This window comes from Streptomyces sp. JLYT201 (assembly GCF_059448825.1).
The window spans coordinates 6,553,426-6,572,006 of the sequence record NZ_CM182551.1; the positions used below are offsets into that span (position 1 = coordinate 6,553,426).

Here is an 18,581-nt window from a genome sequence, read left to right on the forward strand (position 1 = left end):
GGTGCACACTGAGGGCCATGCGGACGACGGCCACGAGCAAGGTCAGCAGATGGGACCAGCACGGGCGCGGACACGTCGTGCGCCTGCACCGCGCGGGCCTGCGGCGGCAGCTGGTCTGTGACACGTGCGGCTGGCGCGCGAGGGCGCGGTTCCTGCCGTGGCTCCAGGCCGAGGAGCATCTGGAGCGCATCCACCAGGCGACGGTGAATCCGGCGGCCCGGCCCTAGGGGCCCGCCTCCGGGCCGGGCCTCAGACCCCGGACCGCACCAGGTCCGCCGCCTTCTCGCCGATCACCAGCGCCGCCGCGTGCGTGTTCACGGACACGATCGACGGCATCACCGACGCGTCCGCCACGCGCAGGCCGCGCAGGCCCCGCACCCGCAGCTGTGGGTCGACCACGGCCTCCGCCCCCGTGCCCATCGCGCAGCTGCCCGCCAGATGGAAGTACGGCCCCGTCGCCGCCGTCAGGAACGCGCGGGCACGCGCCTGGCCGGGCAGCACCTCCCGCGCTCCCCAGCGGGCGAGCGGCCCGGCGGCCGCGATCTCCCGCGCCACCTCGATGCCGTGCAGCATGCGCCGCACGTCGTCCTCGTCGGTCAGATAGCCCGGGTCGATCAGCGGCGGCGTGTCCGGGTCCGCGTCGGCGATCCGCACCGCGCCCCGGGAGCGCGGCACCGTGGCCACGCCGAGCGTGAAGCAGTTCTCCGGCGCCGCGAGCGTCGGCGGGTGGTACGGGACGTGGACGCACAGCAGCTGCATGTCGGGCCCCGGAAGGGACGCCTCGCTGCGCCAGTGCAACGACGCCTCCGACAGGTTCGCCCGGCCCGCGGGGATCGGCGGGTCCGCCTCGAAGACCACCCCGCACAGCGGATGGTCCTGGAGCGCGCGGCCCACGCCCGGCAGCTCGTGGCGCGGGTCGACGCCCGCCGCGCGCAGCTCGTCGGCGGGGCCGACGCCCGAGAGCAGCAGCAGCCGGGGCGAGTCGACGGCCCCCGCGCACACGATCACCTCGGCGCGCGCGTGCGCCGTGACCGGGGCGCCGCCGCGGACGAACTCCACCCCCGTGCACCGGTCGCCGTCGAGGAGGAGCCTGCGCGCGCGGGAGTCGGCGGACACCGTCAGGTTCGGCCGGGCGCCGTCGAGGGGGCGCAGATACGCGTCGGCGGCGCTCTGCCGCGCCCCGTCGGCGATCGTCAGGTCGGGCCAGCCGACGCCCTCCTGGTCCGCGCCGTTGAAGTCGTCGGTGCGCGCGTGGCCCGCCGCGACGGCGGCCTCGACGAAGGCCGCGGACAGCGGGTTGGCGTCCTCGGGCCGCACGGGCGCGACCCGCAGCGGGCCCGCGTCCCCGCGGTATGCCCGGTCGCCGCCGGGCACCGACTCGATCCGCTTGAAGTGGGGGAGCAGGTCGTCGAAGCCCCAGCCCGCGCAGCCCGCCGCCGCCCAGCGGTCGTAGTCCGCGCGGTGCCCGCGCAGGAACACCAGGCCGTTGATGGCGCTCGACCCGCCGAGCGTCCGGCCCCTCGGGCACGGCAGCGAGATCCCGCCGACGCCCGGCTGCGGCACCGTCCGGTAGCCGTGGTCGGCGTCGCCGCCCATCAGCGACGGCCACGCGTACGGCGTCGCGAGGTCCGCCTTGGGGCGCTCGGGGCCCGCTTCGAGGAGCAGTACGGTGCGGTCCCGCTGCTCGCTGAGCCGGGCCGCGACGACACATCCGGCGGACCCGGCCCCCACGACGACGTAGTCGTACTCCGCCGCCAACTCCCTTGCCCCTAAAGCCACTTGGCCTCTCCTGTCTGCCTGGGTGATGGGTGGGGCCAGGCAATCAGGAGGGGCGGCCGGGGCGCAGCGAAACGCCGAAACCGCGGGGAACTCAGGGGCGGAGGGCGGCGAGGGTCAGCTCGACGACCGCCGCGAAGGCCTCGTCGATGCCGGGCGTGAACCACTCGCGGGAGTAGCCCGGGTCGTGGAACCGGCCGGTGGCGTCGAAGACCGCGCGGGCCGTGAGCCCCGCGTCCGCGACGGGGGAGGCCAGCTCGCCCCGGGCGACGCCCTCCTCGACGATCAGGCGCAGCTGGGAGACCAGGTCGGCGATGTGCGCCTCCACCACGCCGCTGTTCTCGCCGAGCAGGACCTCGTAGGTCGCGAACAGCTCCGGGTCGCCGCCCGCCTTCTTGCGCTTGGCCGCGAACAGCACCGTGAACCAGCGGCGCAGCCGCTCGTCCGCGCCCACCGAGCGGTCCTCCACCACGCGCTGGAGCTCGGCCGTCGTCCGGTCCAGCCAGCGCTCGGTGACCGCCTCCCGCAGCGCCGCCTTCGTGCGGAAGTGGCGGTACACGGCGGCGTGGCTGACGCCGAGCGCGCGGGCCACGTCCACCACCGTGGCCTTGGCGGCCCCGTGGCGGCGCAGCACGTCCTCGGTCGTGGCGAGGATGCGCTCGGCGGTCAGGGTCTCGGTCGTAGCCATGGTCAAGACGGTACCCGGCGCCGTCGGCGCCCCCGTCAGCGCTCGCTGTCGAGGTGTGCCATCTGCGCCTCGGGGTAGCGCTCGCCCGCCGCCGCGCCCGCGGGCACGGCCTCCTCGACGGCGGCGAGGTCGGCGGCGTCGAACTGGACGTCCAGGGCGCCGAGGGCCTCGGCGAGGCGGTCCCTGCGGCGGGCACCGACCAGCGGCACGATGCTCGCGCCGAACCGCGGGCCCTGGGCGAGCACCCAGGCGATCGCGGTCTGCGCGACGCTCACGCCCTTCGCCTCCGCGATCTTCCGCAGGGCGTCGACCAGGTCGAGGTTGCGCTGGAGGTTCTCGCCCTGGAAGCGGGGGCTGACCCCGCGGAAGTCGTTCGCGGCGAGCTTGCGGTCGCGCGTGAAGTGCCCGGAGATCAGGCCGCGCGAGAGCACGCCGTACGCGGTGACGCCGATGCCGAGCTCGGCGGCGGTGGGCAGGATCTCGTCCTCGATGCCGCGCGAGATCAGGGAGTACTCGATCTGGAGGTCCGAGATCGGCGCGACGGCGGCGGCCCGGCGCAGCGTGTCCGCGCCCACCTCGGAAAGGCCGATGTGCCGTACGTGGCCCTTCTCGACCAGCTCGGCGATGGCGCCGACGGTCTCCTCGATCGGCACGGTCTCGTCGACGCGGGCGATGCGGTACACGTCGATGTGGTCGACGCCGAGGCGCTGGAGCGAGTACGCGGCGAAGTTCTTCACCGCGGCCGGGCGCCCGTCGTAGCCGGCCCAGCCGCCGTCCGGGTCGCGGAGGGCGCCGAACTTCACGCTGGTGAGCGCCCTCTCGCGGTGCGCGGCGGGCGCGGTGCGCAGGGCTTCGCCGATGAGCAGCTCGTTGTGGCCCATGGCGTAGAAGTCGCCGGTGTCCAGCAGGGTGACGCCCGCGTCGAGCGCGGCGTGCAGGGTGGCGATCGACTCGCCCCGGTCCGCCTCGCCGTACAGCGCGGACATCCCCATGCAGCCGAGGCCGAGAGCGGAGGAGACGGGACCGGTGCTGCCGAGCTTCAGGGTGCGCATGAGGGCTCCTGGGGGTGTGCTGGGTAGGGGACGGCGCCCCGGCCCCCGGGGAGGCCCGGACGAGCGCCGTGCCTCCAGCATGCACCTCGCGGTTACAGATTTCAAGTTCTGTAATTTGTAACTTCGGCTCGGCCGGGCCGCCCGGCGTCAGTCGAGCGCGGTGTCGCCCTGGGCGGTCAGGACCTTGCGCAGGCCGGAAGAGATCTGGTCGCGCTCCTGGGGGGTGAGGGGGGCGAGGATCTCCTCGTAGTCGCGCAGGTGGGCGGTGAGGGCCTCGACGGCGAGGGCGGCGCCGCGCCCGGTGAGGCGGATCTGCACCGAGCGGCGGTCGCTGCTTTCGCGGACGCGTTCGACCAGGCCCTTGTCCTCCAGGCGGTCGATGCGGTTGGTGACGGCGCCGGGGCTCACCAGGGCGGCCTTGGCGAAGGCTCCGGCGGTGAGGGTGTAGGGCGGTCCGGAGCGGCGCAGCGTGAAGATCATGTCCAGTTCGCCCAGGTTCAGGCCGAACGCGTCGGTCAGCTTCTTGAAGTGCAGGTCGTAGACGCGCTGCATCCGCTGGATGCGCCCGAAGACCTCCACCGTGCCCAGGGCGTCGGCCAGTTCGGGGCGCTCCGTGCGCCACTGCTCGGTGATCAGGTCCACCGCGTCGGCCATGCCGGGCTCCTTGCCGTGTCATTTGTTTCAACCTTAAGAGGCTTGCCATCGAAGGATACGGCATGGTTTTATTTCGACATCGAAACATTCGGCGTCGAAGGAGGTGTTCGCCGCCGCCCGCCCGACCACACGACCGCACGACCGCACGAAACCTGACGAAAGGCACCGCCATGTCCTACCCCGCACCCCGCTACCACGGCGACAAGGGCGAAGTGAACGCCTCCTTCCGCACCGCCGACACCCCGCCGGAGTTCGTCTCGCCGCGCGGCGACGCCTACCGCTACCTCGCCACGCAGGAGTCCACCGGCGGCGAGTACGGCCTCTACCAGGTGGATCTCGCGGCCGGTGCCGCCGGTGCCAAGACCCACTTCCACCGGGCGATGTCGGAGGCCTTCTACGTCCTCTCCGGTGAGCTGGAGCTCTTCAACGGCGACAAGTGGGTGACCGGCCGCAGCGGCGACTTCCTGTACGTGCCGCCCGGCGGCCTGCACGCCTTCAAGAACGCGACCGACGAGCCCATGTCGATGCTGATGCTCTTCACCCCGGGCGCCCCGCGCGAGGAGTTCTTCGAAAGGGTCGCGGAGGTGTCCCAGCGCGAGCGCGAGGAACTCAAGGAGTTCCGCGTGCGCCACGACAGCTACTTCGAGGAGGACCTCGGCTGACCCCGTCAGGTGGGCCTGGACACCTCGGGCACCCCGTCCGGCTCCGGTGTCAGGCGGGCCGCCGTGCGGCGGGCCGTGGTGCGGGCCCAGGGGCCGCTGGTCAGGGCGCCCACGACGAGCACCGCGGCGCCGCAGGCCGTGATGATCCACCAGGCCGGGCGGCTCGCCGCCGTGAAGTCCCGGGCGTACGACGACGTGACGCCGGAGGCCAGGACCGCGCCGATCACCGCGACGCCGAGGGTCTGGCCGATCTGGCGGCTGGTGGAGGCCACGGCGGCGGCCACACCGGCCTGGGCGCGGGGCATCCCGGCCACGGCGGTGTTGGTGATGGGCGCGTTCACGACGCCGAAGCCGATGCCGAAGAGGACGTAGGCGACCAGGCGGGTGGCGGGCTCGGCCGCCGCGTCGAAGGCGGCGAAGAGGACACCGGAGGCCGTCATCGCCACCCCCGCGATCAGCAGGGAGAGCCGTGGGCCCCGGCTGCCGACCAGGCGGCCGGAGAGCGGGGCGCACACCAAGGTCATCGCCGCCATGGGCAGCATCCACAGGCCCGCGTGCAGCGCGTCCAGGCCGCGTACGTCCTGGAGGTAGAGGGTGGACAGGAACAGGAAGCCGCCCAGGGCGGCGAACGCGCTGATCGCGATGACCGTGGCCCCGCTGAACGGCGCCGAGCGGAAGAACCGCAGGTCGATGAGGGGCTCCGCGCGGCGCGGCTCGTACAGGAGCAGCCCCGCGAGCGCCGCCGCCGCGGTGCCCGCGCACAGCATGATCAGCGGCGAGGTCCAGCCCGCCGTGGGCGCCTCGATGATCGCGTACGTGAGGGCGCCGAGCAGCAGCATCACCAGGACCTGCCCGACCGGGTCGGCGCGGCGCGGCTTCGGCGCGCGGGACTCCGGGACGTACCGGCTGGTCAGGAACAGCGCGACGAGGCCCACCGGCAGGTTCACCCAGAAGATCGCGCGCCAGCCCACCGCGTCCACGAGCAGGCCGCCCACCAGCGGGCCCGCCGCCATGGAGATGCCGACCACCCCGCCCCACACCCCGATGGCGCGGGCCCGCTCGCGCGGCTCGGTGAAGGTGTTCGTGATGATCGACATGGCCACGGGGTTGAGCATGGAGCCGCCCACCGCCTGGATCATGCGGAAGGCGACGAGCGACTCCAGGTTCGGGGCGAGGGAGCACAGGACCGAGCCGAGGGTGAAGACGGCGAGGCCCGCCTGGAACACCCGGCGGCGCCCGACGCGGTCCCCCGTCGAGCCCGCCAGCATCAGGAGCGAGGCGAGGACGAGGGTGTACGCGTCGACCGTCCACTGCATGCCCGAGATGCTGGTGTCGAACTCCCTGGCCATGGTGGGCAGGGCGACGTTCAGGATGGTGTTGTCCAGGCTCACGATCAGCAGGCTCATGCAGCAGATCGCGAGCACCAGGTGGCGCCGCCGGGGGCTCAGCTCGGACTCGGGCATACAGCCGACGGTATCCCCGGGGCGGGTGCCGCGCCCCGGGCGGCCCGGGGCTCAGCCCCGGTCGCGCGGCAGCCCGAGGCTCAGCGCGGCCAGGCCGAGCAGGCCCGCGAGCTGGGCGCCGAGCACGATCGCGAACGCGGCGCGCAGGCCGAGGCCCGGCTCCAGGGCCAGGAACAGCGAGCCCAGCGTGGCGACGCCGACGGCCAGGCCCGACTGCTGGGCGGTCGCCGCGAGGCCGCTGCCCGCGCCCGCCCGCGCCGCGGGCACGGCGGCCAGCAGCACGCGGTAGTACAGCGGCAGCTGGATGCCCTGGCCGAGGCCGCACAGGAGCAGGCCGGGGGCGAGCGTCAGCGGGCCGAGCGCGGACCACGGGGCCCACAGGAAGGTGGCGGCGAGCACGGCGAGGCCCGCGCCGTGCACCAGGGCGCACAGCGGCAGGGTGCGGCTGCCGAACCGGTCCACCACGCGCGGCAGCAGCAGGGACGCGCCGAACTGCGCGAGCCCCATGGGGATCAGCGTCAGGCCCGCCTTGAGGGCGCCGTAGCCCAGCCCCTTCTGGAGCGTCACGGCGCTGACGAACATGAAGCCGCTGAAGCCGATGAAGATCGGGGCGCCGATCAGCAGCCCCCGGACGACCCCGGGCTCGCGCAGCAGCGACGGCGGCAGGAGCGGGCTGCCACCGGTGCGCTCCGCGCGCCGCTCCACGATGGCGAACGCCCGGATCAGCAGGGGTGCGGCAAGGAGCGTGAGCACCGACCACAGCGGCCAGCCCGCCGCGCGGCCCTCGGTCAGCGGCAGCAGCAGCGCGAGCAGCGCGGCGGCAAGGAGCACGGTGCCGCCGACGTCACTGCGCCCCGGCCGCCCGGCCCGGCTGTCCGGCACCGCACGCAGCGCGAGCGGCCACGCGAGCGCGACGACCGGCACGTTGATCAGGAACGCCATGCGCCAGCCGGTCCCCGCGAGGTCGGCCGACACCAGGACCCCGCCGAGCACCTGCCCGAGCACCATCGCGAGCCCGCTCACCGCCCCGTACAGGGCGACGGCCCGCGCGCGCCGCTCGCCGCGCGTCGTCGCGTGGAGGGTGGCGAGCACCTGCGGAAGCAACAGCGCGGACGCGGCGCCCTGCGCGGCCCTGAACGCCACGAGCGACCAGGCGTCGGGGGCGACACCGCAGGCCAGCGAGGTGATCCCGAACCCGGCGACACCCCACAGGAACAGCCTGCGCCGCCCGTACGCGTCCCCGAGCCTGCCGCCGAGGACCAGCAGCGCGGCGTACGCGACGGCGTATCCGGCGGCGACCATCTCCAGGGCGGAGGGGGAGGCGCCCAGGTCGCGCTCGATGTCGGGCAGGGCCACGTTGACGACGAAGAAGTCGGTGCTCGGCAGGGAGGTGCCGAGCAGGAGGGCGAACAGGCCCAGGGCGCCGAGCGCGGGAGCCGCGGCCGCGGCGGCGGTGCCGGTCGCGGGGGCAGCCGTCGTCGGGGGCGCTGCGGGAGTCGTCGCCTGAGTCGTCGTAGGAGTCGATGTGCGAGTCACGGGTACGACGATGCGCGGCCGCCAAGACGGGTACCAGAGTGTCTTTATCCTGGTAGTAGACGCACCTGGAAACGGGGCGCGGGCTGCGCGAGGCTGGGAGCGTGAGCATGGCCATGACCGCAGAGCCGTCGGCGCCCACGGGGCCCGTCGCGGACGACGCCACCCGCAGGCGGGAGCTCGCCGCCTTCCTGCGCAGCCGCCGCGAGCGGATCACGCCCGAGCAGGCGGGCCTGCCACGCGGCCCCCGGCGGCGCACGCCCGGTCTGCGCCGCGAGGAGGTCGCGCAGCTCTCCGCGGTGGGCGTCACCTGGTACACGTGGCTGGAGCAGGGGCGGCCCATCCGGGTCTCCGCGCAGGTCCTCGACGCCATCGCCCGCGCGCTGCTCATGGACCAGACCGAGCGCGGCCACCTCTTCGCGCTCGCCGGCGTGGTCGACCCGCGCCCCGAGACCGAGTGCCCCCTCGTGACCGGCACCGCCCTGCGCCTGATGCACCGCATGGCGCCCTACCCGGCGACCCTGCAGAACGCCCGCTACGACGTCCTCGCCCACAACGGCCCCTTCGCGCAGGTCTTCGGCGAGCTGACTGAGCTGCCGCCCCGGGAGCGCAACTGCCTGTGGCTGCTCGTCACCAGCAGGCGCTGGCGCGAGACCTTCCTCGACCGGGACGAGATGCTGCGCGACCTGATCGCGAAGTTCCGCGCGGGCATGGCCGAGCACGTGGCCGAGCCCGCCTGGAAGGAGCGGCTCGACGGGCTGCTCCAGGAGTCGGCGGAGTTCCGCGAGCTGTGGCGGCGGCACGAGCTGGGCGCGATGTCGCCGCACGTCAAACGCTATGAGCACCCCGAGGTGGGGCTGCTCAGCCTGGAGCACCGCACCATGTGGCTCGCGCCGGAGTCGCAGGCCTACCGCCTCGTCGCGTACGTGCCCGCCGACGACGCCACCGAGGAGCGCCTGGAGCGGCTCGCGGAGCTGGCGGGCGGCCCGTCCGCCGAGCCCGCCGGGGCCTGAGGCGGGGGCTCGGCGGGCTCGGGGGACGGGCCGGTCGCGGGCTGAGGGACAATGGATGCTTGCCCGCTCCTCATCGTGAGTCCCGTACGTTTCCGGAGAGCCGCCCGATGTCCCAGCAGCAGACCGCACCGTCGACGCTGTCGATCGGTCCCCACCTGGTGCAGCCGCCCGTCGTGCTCGCGCCCATGGCGGGGATCACGAACGCGCCGTTCCGGACCCTGTGCCGGGAGTTCAGCGGCGGCAAGGGCCTCTTCGTCAGCGAGATGATCACGACGCGTGCGCTCGTCGAGCGCAACGAGAAGACCATGCAGCTGATCCACTTCGACGCGAGCGAGAAGCCGCGCTCGATCCAGCTGTACGGCGTCGACCCGGCCACCGTCGGCAAGGCCGTCCGCATGATCGCGGAAGAGGACCTCGCCGACCACATCGACCTGAACTTCGGCTGCCCGGTCCCCAAGGTCACGCGCAAGGGCGGCGGCTCCGCGCTGCCGTACAAGCGCCACCTGCTGCGCGCGATCCTGAAGGAGGCCGTGAGCGGGGCGGGCGACCTGCCGGTCACGATGAAGATGCGCAAGGGCATCGACGACGACCACATCACGTATCTGGACGCCGGGCGCATCGCCGTGGAGGAGGGCGTCACCGCGATCGCCCTGCACGGGCGCACGGCCGCGCAGCACTACGGCGGCACCGCGGACTGGTCCGCGATCGCCCGCCTCAAGGAGCACGTCCCGGAGATCCCCGTCCTCGGCAACGGCGACATCTGGTCGGCGGCGGACGCCGTGCGCATGATGCGCGAGACCGGGTGCGACGGCGTGGTCGTCGGGCGCGGCTGCCTGGGGCGGCCGTGGCTGTTCGGCGACCTGGTGGCCGCCTTCGAAGGTCGTACGCAGGACCTGGCGCGGCCCACGCTGCGGACCGTCGCCGACGTCATGGTCCGGCACGCCGGGCTCCTCGGCGAGTGGATCGGGGACGAGGCGCGGGGCGTCATCGACTTCCGCAAGCACGTGGCCTGGTACCTGAAGGGGTTCTCGGTCGGCTCCGAGATGCGCAAGCGCCTGGCCATCACGTCGTCCCTCGCGGAGCTCCGGGGCGGGCTCGACGAGCTGGACCTGGACCAGGCGTGGCCCGACGGGGCGGACGGGCCGCGCGGGCGGACCTCCGGCAACAACCGGGTGGTCCTGCCGGACGGGTGGCTCCGCGACCCCTACGACTGCGCGGGCGTCTCCGAGGACGCGGAACTCGACACCTCGGGCGGCTGACCGCCTTTCAGCCCCCCCTGTGGGCGGCTGGTCCGCCCAGGGGGCGGAACGGGCGGGCACAGGGCGGACCCCGCGCCGCCGGGTTGCGTGCCTCGTCTGAACACCAGCCCAAGCGGGACGGCCCGGGGCGCCTCGGCGCTGTGCCCACCCGTCCCGCCCAGCGGGACGACTGCCCACAGCGGAGGCGGTTGGTACGGGTCAGCCGCCCGTCACCGCGGTGAGCAGGGCCAAGGGGGCCGCTGCCGAGCGGGAGTCCTGGGTGCAGGCGTGGGGGTAGGGGACCGGCTCGGGGTAGGCGGTGCGTTCGTAGCCCGCCAGGACTTCGGGGAGCCGGCCGCAGGCCGTGGCCGCGGCGTCCACCAGGGCATGGGCCACCACCCGGGCCTCGTCGTGCAGCCCGTACCGCGAGAGCCCCAGCGCGATGAGCGCGTTGTCGTGGGGCCACACCGAGCCGCGGTGGTAGGACAGCGGGTGGTACGCCCCCTGCCCGGCGGCCAGCGTGCGCACGCCCCAGCCGGAGAAGAAGTCGGGTTCGAGGAGGCGGCGCCCCACCGCCTCGCCGTACTCCTTGTCGAGGAGCCCGGACCACAGCAGGTGCCCCGCGTCGGAGGCGAGCGCGTCGACCTGCCGCCCCTCCCCGTCGAGGGCCAGCGCGGGAAAGCCGCGACCGGCCATCCAGAAGTCCCGCTGGAAGCGGTCCCGCAGGTCGGCGGCGGCCTGGGTGAGCAGGTCCGCGTAGACGGGGTCGTCCCAGACGGCCCGGGCGAGCCAGGCCGTGCGCCGCAGCGCGTCGTACGCGTAGCCCTGGGCGCCCGCGGCCATGACGGGGCCGGTCGGCCGGTCCCCGTCGGCGCCGCAGATCGCGCCGGGGGAGTCCTTCCAGTTCTGGTTGGCGAGCCCGCCCTCGTCGGCGCGGTAGACGAGGTAGCCGCGCGCGGTGAGCCCGCCGTGGTCGAGCATCCAGCCGACGGCGGCGCGCGCGTGCGCCTGCAACCGGCGGGCGAGCGCCGTGTCACCGGTCTGCTCGGTGTACGCGCCGAGCAGGACTAGGAAGAGCGGGGTGGCGTCCACGGAGCCGTAGTAGCGCCCGTACGGGACCTGGTCGAAGTGGGCGAGCTCGCCGTGCCGCACCTCGTGCACGATCTTGCCGGGCTGCGCGGCCCGCCCCCGGGTGGCCTCGGTGGCCTGGGTCGCGGCGAGCGCGGGCAGCGTCGCCGCGGCCAGGCGCGGCAGATACGGCAGCGCGAAGAGCGAGGTCAACAGCGCGTCACGGCCGAGCAGGGTGAGGAACCAGGGGACCCCGGCCCCGGGCACCCGCAGCTCCTCGCCGTCGGGCCCGCGCGCGGGCACCTGGAGCGCGGCGAGGTCGAGGAGCCCGCGCGTACACGCCGTGGCCAGCTCGGGCCAGGCCGCGGGCAGCGGCACGTCGGCGGTGAACTCCCGCTGGACGGAGGCAAGTTGGGAGATGGCGGCGCCCGGCGACGCGGGCGCGGGCGGCAGCGGCGGCGCGCCGTGCGGCGCCGCGGCGACGGTCAGGGCGAGCTCGGCGGAGGCGTGCGCGGCCAGTTCGAGCGCCCAGACGAGCCGCCGGGCCCCGGTGCCCGTCTCCTCGACGGCGTCCGGCGCGGGCTCGGCGGTGACCGTGGTGCGGGCCAGCCAGTCCCCGCGGCGGTAGGCGAACTCGATGCCGCCGGGCCCCCGCTCGTCCGCGTCGCCCGGGGCTTCGAGGACCCGCCGGGACCGGACCGCGCCCGGCTTCGCGTACGTACGGTGGTCCGCGCGCAGCTCGAACTGGTCGGTGAAGTCGGCGTCGGCGGTCAGCGCGAGCCGCAGCGTCGTCGGCACCGGGCGGTTGCTGGTGATCCGCACGGCCTCGACCAGCGTGCCGTCGGTGACGGCCTGCTCGCGGAAGAGCGTGTAGGCGGGCGGCTCCTGACGGCCGCCGCGCGGCACGAGCACGCAGCGCGCCACGTCCGCGCCCACGCCCCCGCCGCCGGGCCCGGGGGCGGGCCCGCCGGTCCTGGCGCGGGTGTCCCCGGCGGGGCTCAGGACCTCGGGGACGGCGCCGTCCACGGTCAGCTGCCAGCGGCTCAGGTGCCGCGCGTCGCGCACGAAGAGGCCGTCGGGGGAGCCGCCGCCCGGAACGCCGCGGATGTCGCCGCCCGGGCCGACGGCCGCGAACGTCGTACCGCGTACGAGCAGGTGATGGTGGTGCCGGTCAGTCATGTCGGGCCCTCTCGCTCCTGCCAGCCCCCGCTGTGTGGTGTGCGGACGCGTGGTCCGCGTCCAGATGCAGATCCAGTGCCAGTGCCGCGCTCCAGCTGAAGCCGCGGGTGCCGCAGCCGCGCCCCGTGTACGGATCGACGTACTCGGAGAAGCCGGAGGCCACGGCCACGTCGAGCAGCGCCGCGCGCAGGGCGTCGGCCCGCGCCCGCTCGCCGTGCAGCCTGAGGCCGCGCTCGACCAGCCAGTTGGTGTTGATCCAGGCGGGCCCGCGCCAGTACCTGCGGGCGTCGAAGGCCGGGCTCAGCAGGTCGTGGCTGGGGACGAGCCGGGCCCGGCCGCCGAGGCTGAAGTGCGGGCCGCACACCGTGTCCACCAGGGCGGTGACGACCTCGCCCGGCAGACCCGGCAGCAGCAGCGGGACGAGCCCGGTGACCCCCCGCTCCGCCACCAGCGCGCCCCCGCCGGGCCCGGCGCGCAGGTCGCGGCACCGGAAGATCCCGGAGGCCGGGTCCCACAGACGCTCCACCAGGACCCGGGTGAGCCGCTCCGCGCGCTCGTGCCGGGCCGTCGCGGCGACGCCGAGCTCGCCGGTGATGCGGGCGAGGGCGTGCTCGGAGGCGATCAGAAGGGCGTTGAAGGCCGGGTCCTCGACGGCGAAGTCGCCCTGCCGCTCGGCGGGCCGGGGGTCGGCGGCGCCGTACCCGCGGTCGCGGTAGTCCGCCGCGAGCCGTACGTACCGCCCGTAGTCGAGGTCCGTCGGCCGGTCGCGCGGGCAGCCGTGGTCCAGGTCGGCGCGGCGGAAGGTGCGCGGCCGGGCGGGGGACACGCGGCTCAGCGGGCCGTCCCAGCAGGGGCTGTTGTCCATGCCCTGCTCCCAGGGGTGGACGACGGCGGCGAGCCCCGCGCCGCCGAGGTCGCGCCGGTGCAGCAGGAAGCGGTGCCAGGCCGCGAGGCGGGGGTGGAGGCGCGCGAGGAAGGAGCGGGCCCGGGACAGACCGGGGTCCGCGAGGTGCACCAGCCAGGCGGCGAGGGCGTGCACCGGCGGCTGCACGATGCCGGAGGTCTGCACGCCGCCCGGCGCGCCCGCCGCGCGCCCCGCGGTGGCGGAGCGCCAGAAGTCGGGGCTGGGGAAGTACGCGTCCAGCGGCACGGCGGGGTTGAACACGATGTGCGGGACGCGGCCGTCGCCCCACTGCGCGCCAAGCAGCGTCTCCAGCTCCAGCTGGGCGCGCAGCGGCGACAGATGGCGCAGACCGATCGCGATGAACGCGGAGTCCCAGGACCACTGGTGGGGGTACAGCTCGCGGGACGGGACGGTGGAGGCGCCGGTCCAGTTGCCGTGCAGCACCCGGGCGGCGGCCGCCCGTAAGGGGTCGGGGTCGCCCCGCGCGCCCGCCTCGGCCGTGCTCTTCGGCGCGCTCGCGCCGCTCGTCGCCCCGGCGGCCCGCCCTGCGGCCGCCGGGGAGGACGGCGCCGTCACCGCGGCGCCCGTGGTGGTGCGGTCCACGCGTCTCTCCCTCAGCCCGGCAGCGCGCTTCCCGTGCCGACAGGCTGTCAGTTCGGCTGGTTCCACCCTAGGGTTACGTCTACTTAACACGCAAAACCCAATATGTAACGTCGAGTTGACGCGCGCAAGGGGAGACGTGGGTAGGCAAGGAAGCAGGGGACGAGGAGTGGCCATGAGGAACGGGACCTCGGTGCGCGGGACCGCCCAGGCGAGCGCGGGCGACCTGCTGCACCTCGTGCGCAGCGGCCGCGCCACCACGCGCGGCGCCCTCCAGCAGGTCACGGGCCTCTCCAGGGCCACCGTCGGCCAGCGCCTCGACCGCCTCTTCCGCGCGGGCTGGCTGCGCGAGGGCTCCGGAACGGTGGCGGGTTCCCCGCTCGGCGGGCGCCCCGCGGCGCGTCTGGAGTTCGACGACGGGCACGCCGTGGTCCTCGCCGCGGGCCTGGAGACCCGGCACGCCCGCACGGCTCTGCTCACCCTCACCGGGGACGTCCTCGCCGAGCACACCGGGCCCCTGCGGGTGGACGAGGGCCCGGAGCGGGCCCTGGACGAGCTGGGGGTCCGGTTCGCCGCGCTGCTGCGCGAGGGCGGCAGGACCGCGCGCGCGGTGTGTGGCATCGGGCTCGCCGTGCCGGGCCCGGTCGACAGCGAGACGGGCCGCGTGGTGCAGCCGCCGATCATGCCGGGCTGGGACGGCTACGACATAAGAGCACGGCTGCGCCGCTCCTTCGCCGCGCGGGCGGGCGGCTCCGCCCGGGTGCCGGTCCTCGTCGACAACGACGCCAACCTCATGGCGTACGGCGAACAGCGCGCCGCCTATCCCGACTGCTCGGCCTTCGCCCTGGTCAAGGTCTCCACCGGCATCGGCGCGGGCGTCGTCGTGGACGGCTCCGTGTACCGGGGCGCGGACGGCGGCGCGGGCGACATCGGGCACATACGGGTGCCGTGGGTGCCGGGGAGCGAGTCCGCCCTGTGCCGCTGCGGCTCGTACGGCTGTCTGGCGGCGGTGGCCAGCGGGCGGGCGCTCGCCGGGCGGCTCGCGGCGGCGGGCGTGCCCGCGCCCTCCGGCGCGGAGGTGACCTCCGGCTCCGACGTGGCGGAGCTGCTCGCGGCCGGGCACCCGCAGGCGGTGCGCCTCGCGCGCGAGGCGGGGCAGCGGGTCGGCGAGGTGCTCGCCACGGTCGTGACGCTCCTCAACCCGGGCGTTCTGATGATCGCGGGAGATCTGGCCGGAACGCCCTTCCTGACAGGGGTGCGGGAGCTGCTCTACCAGCGGGCGCTGCCGCGCTCCACCGCTCATCTGGAGATCGTCACCTCGCGGCTCGGCGAGCGGGCGGCCGTGGCCGGGGCGGGGGCCCTGGTGGTCGAGCATCTGTACGCGCCGCAGCGTGCGGAGGAACGGCTCGCCGCCCTCGGCTTCTGAGCCGGGCACCGGGTGCCCCCGGCTTCGCTCCCTCCCCTCGGCCGCCTCTCGGGTGAGCCGAGGGGCGCTCAGATGCCAAAACTTTGGCAAGTCGGGGCGTGATTCTCGCCACCCCTGATAGCCCACACGCTCAGATGAGCGGATCTTGCCCCGCTGCACCTTTCCAAGGGGTGGCACTGAGTGCCACGCGTTGACACTTCAAATGATCGATCACATGGCCACGTTCTGTGGCTGCCCGCAGGTATCAGGTCACGGTGCGCATCCATGTCTTCAAGAGGTGAACTCACTCTCGTCAAGATCATTACTCGCGCGTTACTTTCGATCTGCTGGCACACGGGTGGTTGCGACCGCATGACCCACAAGTGGACGTACCCAGAAGCCTTCGATCTGGGTATGTTCCTCGCCGTCAGGGCAGCCGCGTCCTCGAGGAGTCGAGACCCGTGTCGGAAAACAAAGATCCCCACGTAGCTCAGGGCGTGAAGTTCGTTTACGACTTCACCGAGGGCAACAAGGACCTCAAGGACCTCCTCGGTGGCAAGGGTGCGAACCTCGCCGAGATGACCAACCTGGGCCTTCCCGTCCCTCCGGGCTTCACCATCACCACCGAGGCCTGCAAGGTCTACCTCGACAGCGGCGAGGAGCCCGTGGCGCTGCGCGACGAGGTGAGCGCGCACCTCGACGCCCTCGAACAGAAGATGGGCAAGAAGCTCGGCCAGGCCGACGACCCGCTGCTCGTCTCGGTCCGCTCGGGCGCCAAGTTCTCCATGCCCGGCATGATGGACACCGTCCTGAACATCGGACTCTCCGACAAGTCCGTCCAGGGCCTCGCCAAGCAGGCGGGCGACGAGCGGTTCGCCTGGGACTCCTACCGGCGGCTCATCCAGATGTTCGGCAAGACCGTCCTCGGCGTCGAGGGCGACCTCTTCGAGGACGCCCTGGAGGCGGCCAAGGACGCCAAGAAGGTCTCGGTCGACACCGACCTGGAGGCGGCCGACCTCAAGAAGCTCGTCACCAAGTTCAAGAAGATCGTCAAGGCCGAGGCGGGCCGCGACTTCCCGCAGGACCCGCGCGAGCAGATGGACCTCGCCATCAAGGCGGTCTTCGACTCCTGGAACGGCGACCGGGCCAAGCTCTACCGCCGCCAGGAGCGCATCCCGCACGACCTGGGCACCGCCGTCAACGTCTGCTCGATGGTCTTCGGCAACCTCGGCCCCGACTCGGGCACGGGTGTGGCGTTCACCCGCGACCCCGCGAGCGGCCACCAGGGCGTCTACGGCGACTACCTCCAGAACGCGCAGGGCGAGGACGTCGTCGCGGGCATCCGCAACACCGTCCCGCTCGCCGATCTGGAGCAGATCGACAAGAAGTCGTACGACCAGCTCATGCAGATCATGGAGACCTTGGAGACCCACTACAAGGACCTCTGCGACATCGAGTTCACCATCGAGCGCGGGCAGCTGTGGATGCTCCAGACCCGCGTCGGCAAGCGCACCGCGGGCGCGGCCTTCCGCATCGCGACCCAGCTCGTCGACCAGGGCCTGATCAGCGAGGCCGAGGCGCTCCAGCGCGTCACCGGCGCCCAGCTCGCGCAGCTGATGTTCCCGCGCTTCGACGACGAGGCCAAGGTCGAGCAGCTCGGCCGGGGCATCGCCGCCTCGCCCGGCGCCGCCGTCGGCAAGGCCGTCTTCGACTCCTACACCGCCATCAAGTGGTCGCGCTCCGGCGAGAAGGTCATCCTGATCCGCCGCGAGACCAACCCCGACGACCTGGACGGCATGATCGCCGCCGAGGGCATCCTGACCTCGCGCGGCGGCAAGACCTCGCACGCCGCCGTCGTCGCGCGCGGCATGGGCAAGACCTGTGTCTGCGGCGCCGAGGAGCTGGAGGTCGACACCAAGCGCCGCCGCCTCACGGTCGGCGACACCGTCGTCGAGGAGGGCGACGTCGTCTCCATCGACGGCTCCACGGGCAAGGTCTACCTGGGCGAGGTCCCGGTCGTGCCGTCCCCGGTCGTCGAGTACTTCGAGGGCCGCATGCACGCCGGCGCCGACGACGCCGACGAGCTCGTCCAGGCCGTGCACCGCATCATGGCCTTCGCCGACGGCAAGCGCCGGCTGCGGGTGCGCGCCAACGCCGACAACGCCGAGGACGCGCTGCGCGCCCGCCGCTTCGGCGCGCAGGGCATCGGCCTGTGCCGCACCGAGCACATGTTCCTCGGCGAGCGCCGCGAGATGGTCGAGAAGCTGATCCTCGCCGACACCGACGGGGAGCGCGAGGAGGCCCTGAAGGCCCTGCTCCCGCAGCAGAAGCAGGACTTCGTCGAGCTCTTCGAGGCGATGGACGGGCTGCCGGTCACCGTCCGCCTGCTCGACCCGCCGCTGCACGAGTTCCTGCCCGACATCACCGAGCTGTCGGTCCGCGTCGCGCTCGCCGAGTCCCGCAAGGACGCCAACGAGAACGACCTCCGCCTGCTCCAGGCCGTGCACCGGCTGCACGAGCAGAACCCGATGCTGGGCCTGCGCGGCGTCCGCCTCGGCCTGGTCATCCCCGGCCTGTTCACCATGCAGGTCCGCGCGATCGCGGAGGCCGCCGCCGAGCGCAAGAACGCCAAGGGCGACCCGCGCGCCGAGATCATGATCCCACTGGTCGGCACCGTCCAGGAGCTGGAGATCGTCCGCGAGGAGGCCGACCGGGTCATCGCCGAGGTCCAGGCCGCCACCGGAACCGATCTGAAGCTCTCCATCGGCACCATGATCGAGCTGCCCCGCGCCGCCGTGACGGCCGGTCAGATCGCCGAGGCCGCCGAGTTCTTCTCCTTCGGCACGAACGACCTCACCCAGACGGTGTGGGGCTTCAGCCGCGACGACGTGGAGGCCTCGTTCTTCACGGCGTACCTGGAGAAGGGCATCTTCGGCGTCAGCCCCTTCGAGACCATCGACAAGGACGGCGTCGGCTCCCTGGTGCGCAGCGCCGTCGAGGCGGGCCGCGCCACGCGCCCCGACATCAAGCTCGGCGTCTGCGGCGAGCACGGCGGAGACCCGGAGTCGGTGCACTTCTTCCACGAGGTGGGCCTCGACTACGTGTCCTGTTCGCCCTTCCGCATCCCGGTCGCCCGCCTCGAAGCGGGGCGCGCCGCCTCCCAGGCCCAGGGCAGCGACCACCGGTAGAGACGCGGGCGGCGGCCACCGCCCGAAGAGACCCCGGGTCCGTCGCCGTGTCCCCGACCCTCAACCGATGCGGCGACGGTCCCGGTCCACGAGGAAGGGGCGGCACCTTGTGCGGGGTGCCGCCCCTTCGCTTCCACGTGGGGTGGAAGTGCGAGCGG

14 protein-coding genes are annotated in these 18,581 nt (G+C 73.9%); 6 read left to right on the forward strand and 8 right to left on the reverse strand.

Annotated features, from left to right (window positions below; translation table 11 throughout):
* Positions 1-17 precede the first annotated feature (17 nt).
* Positions 18-227 (forward strand): hypothetical protein, encoded by a 210-nt coding sequence (locus AC5WAM_RS27695; protein WP_366793510.1) that lies wholly within the window; start codon positions 18-20, stop codon positions 225-227.
* 22 nt (positions 228-249) lie between these two features.
* Here the strand turns inward: AC5WAM_RS27695 and AC5WAM_RS27700 are convergent, their stop codons facing one another.
* From AC5WAM_RS27700 to AC5WAM_RS27715, 4 genes are all read right to left on the reverse strand, one after another.
* Positions 250-1,779: a GMC family oxidoreductase gene (locus AC5WAM_RS27700; RefSeq protein WP_495519161.1), complete on the reverse strand. Its 1,530-nt coding sequence runs from the start codon at positions 1,777-1,779 to the stop codon at positions 250-252.
* Positions 1,780-1,870: 91 nt separating this feature from the next.
* The gene (locus AC5WAM_RS27705) at positions 1,871-2,464 is read right to left on the reverse strand and encodes a TetR/AcrR family transcriptional regulator (RefSeq protein ID WP_495519162.1); all 594 of its coding nucleotides are present in this window, start codon (positions 2,462-2,464) and stop codon (positions 1,871-1,873) included.
* A gap of 35 nt (positions 2,465-2,499) precedes the next feature.
* The gene (locus tag AC5WAM_RS27710) at positions 2,500-3,516 is read right to left on the reverse strand and encodes an aldo/keto reductase (RefSeq protein ID WP_495519163.1); all 1,017 of its coding nucleotides are present in this window, start codon (positions 3,514-3,516) and stop codon (positions 2,500-2,502) included.
* A 147-nt stretch (positions 3,517-3,663) separates the two neighbouring features.
* On the reverse strand, positions 3,664-4,170 hold the full coding sequence (locus AC5WAM_RS27715; RefSeq protein WP_495519164.1) for a MarR family winged helix-turn-helix transcriptional regulator: 507 nt from the start codon (positions 4,168-4,170) through the stop codon (positions 3,664-3,666).
* 170 nt (positions 4,171-4,340) lie between these two features.
* On the opposite strand from AC5WAM_RS27715, the gene AC5WAM_RS27720 reads away from it, so the two are divergent.
* Positions 4,341-4,832 carry a cupin domain-containing protein gene (locus AC5WAM_RS27720; RefSeq protein WP_172386912.1) on the forward strand — a complete coding sequence of 164 codons (492 nt, stop codon included), beginning with the start codon at positions 4,341-4,343 and terminating at the stop codon, positions 4,830-4,832.
* 5 nt (positions 4,833-4,837) lie between these two features.
* Here the strand turns inward: AC5WAM_RS27720 and AC5WAM_RS27725 are convergent, their stop codons facing one another.
* Entirely contained in the window at positions 4,838-6,295 is a 1,458-nt protein-coding gene (locus AC5WAM_RS27725; protein ID WP_495519165.1) for an MFS transporter, read from the reverse strand.
* A gap of 51 nt (positions 6,296-6,346) precedes the next feature.
* Positions 6,347-7,831, reverse strand: a complete 1,485-nt coding sequence (locus AC5WAM_RS27730) for an MFS transporter (protein WP_495519166.1) — start codon at positions 7,829-7,831, stop codon at positions 6,347-6,349.
* Between the two features lie 107 nt (positions 7,832-7,938).
* Between AC5WAM_RS27730 and AC5WAM_RS27735 the strand changes: the two genes are divergently transcribed.
* Complete coding sequence (locus AC5WAM_RS27735) at positions 7,939-8,841, forward strand: helix-turn-helix transcriptional regulator (RefSeq protein ID WP_495519167.1); 903 nt, start codon at positions 7,939-7,941, stop codon at positions 8,839-8,841.
* A gap of 107 nt (positions 8,842-8,948) precedes the next feature.
* Positions 8,949-10,100, forward strand: a complete 1,152-nt coding sequence (gene dusB / locus AC5WAM_RS27740) for a tRNA dihydrouridine synthase DusB (RefSeq protein WP_366793518.1) — start codon at positions 8,949-8,951, stop codon at positions 10,098-10,100.
* 198 nt (positions 10,101-10,298) lie between these two features.
* Here the strand turns inward: dusB and AC5WAM_RS27745 are convergent, their stop codons facing one another.
* Together AC5WAM_RS27745 and AC5WAM_RS27750 are read right to left on the reverse strand one after the other, a co-directional pair.
* A complete protein-coding gene (locus AC5WAM_RS27745; protein WP_495519168.1) occupies positions 10,299-12,326 on the reverse strand; it encodes an amylo-alpha-1,6-glucosidase in 2,028 nt (675 codons plus the stop codon).
* Positions 12,319-13,833, reverse strand: a complete 1,515-nt coding sequence (locus AC5WAM_RS27750; protein WP_495519169.1) for an MGH1-like glycoside hydrolase domain-containing protein — start codon at positions 13,831-13,833, stop codon at positions 12,319-12,321. Before AC5WAM_RS27750 ends, AC5WAM_RS27745 begins: the two co-directional genes overlap by 8 nt.
* 172 nt (positions 13,834-14,005) lie before the next feature.
* On the opposite strand from AC5WAM_RS27750, the gene AC5WAM_RS27755 reads away from it, so the two are divergent.
* Together AC5WAM_RS27755 and ppdK are read left to right on the forward strand one after the other, a co-directional pair.
* Positions 14,006-15,256 (forward strand): ROK family transcriptional regulator, encoded by a 1,251-nt coding sequence (locus AC5WAM_RS27755; RefSeq protein ID WP_366793522.1) that lies wholly within the window; start codon positions 14,006-14,008, stop codon positions 15,254-15,256.
* Between the two features lie 440 nt (positions 15,257-15,696).
* Entirely contained in the window at positions 15,697-18,423 is a 2,727-nt protein-coding gene (ppdK, locus tag AC5WAM_RS27760) for a pyruvate, phosphate dikinase (RefSeq protein ID WP_366793523.1), read from the forward strand.
* Positions 18,424-18,581: the final 158 nt, after the last annotated feature.

Excerpts from the sequence above, each read along its gene's own strand:
- AC5WAM_RS27695 (WP_366793510.1), top strand. The coding sequence starts at position 18 with ATGCGGACGACGGCCACGAGCAAGGTCAGCAGATGGGACCAGCACGGG.
- AC5WAM_RS27705 (WP_495519162.1), bottom strand. The coding sequence starts at position 2,464 with ATGGCTACGACCGAGACCCTGACCGCCGAGCGCATCCTCGCCACGACC.
- AC5WAM_RS27710 (WP_495519163.1), bottom strand. The coding sequence starts at position 3,516 with ATGCGCACCCTGAAGCTCGGCAGCACCGGTCCCGTCTCCTCCGCTCTC.
- AC5WAM_RS27715 (WP_495519164.1), bottom strand. The coding sequence starts at position 4,170 with ATGGCCGACGCGGTGGACCTGATCACCGAGCAGTGGCGCACGGAGCGC.
- AC5WAM_RS27720 (WP_172386912.1), top strand. The coding sequence starts at position 4,341 with ATGTCCTACCCCGCACCCCGCTACCACGGCGACAAGGGCGAAGTGAAC.
- AC5WAM_RS27725 (WP_495519165.1), bottom strand. The coding sequence starts at position 6,295 with ATGCCCGAGTCCGAGCTGAGCCCCCGGCGGCGCCACCTGGTGCTCGCG.
- AC5WAM_RS27735 (WP_495519167.1), top strand. The coding sequence starts at position 7,939 with ATGGCCATGACCGCAGAGCCGTCGGCGCCCACGGGGCCCGTCGCGGAC.
- dusB (WP_366793518.1), top strand. The coding sequence starts at position 8,949 with ATGTCCCAGCAGCAGACCGCACCGTCGACGCTGTCGATCGGTCCCCAC.
- AC5WAM_RS27745 (WP_495519168.1), bottom strand. The coding sequence starts at position 12,326 with ATGACTGACCGGCACCACCATCACCTGCTCGTACGCGGTACGACGTTC.
- AC5WAM_RS27755 (WP_366793522.1), top strand. The coding sequence starts at position 14,006 with ATGAGGAACGGGACCTCGGTGCGCGGGACCGCCCAGGCGAGCGCGGGC.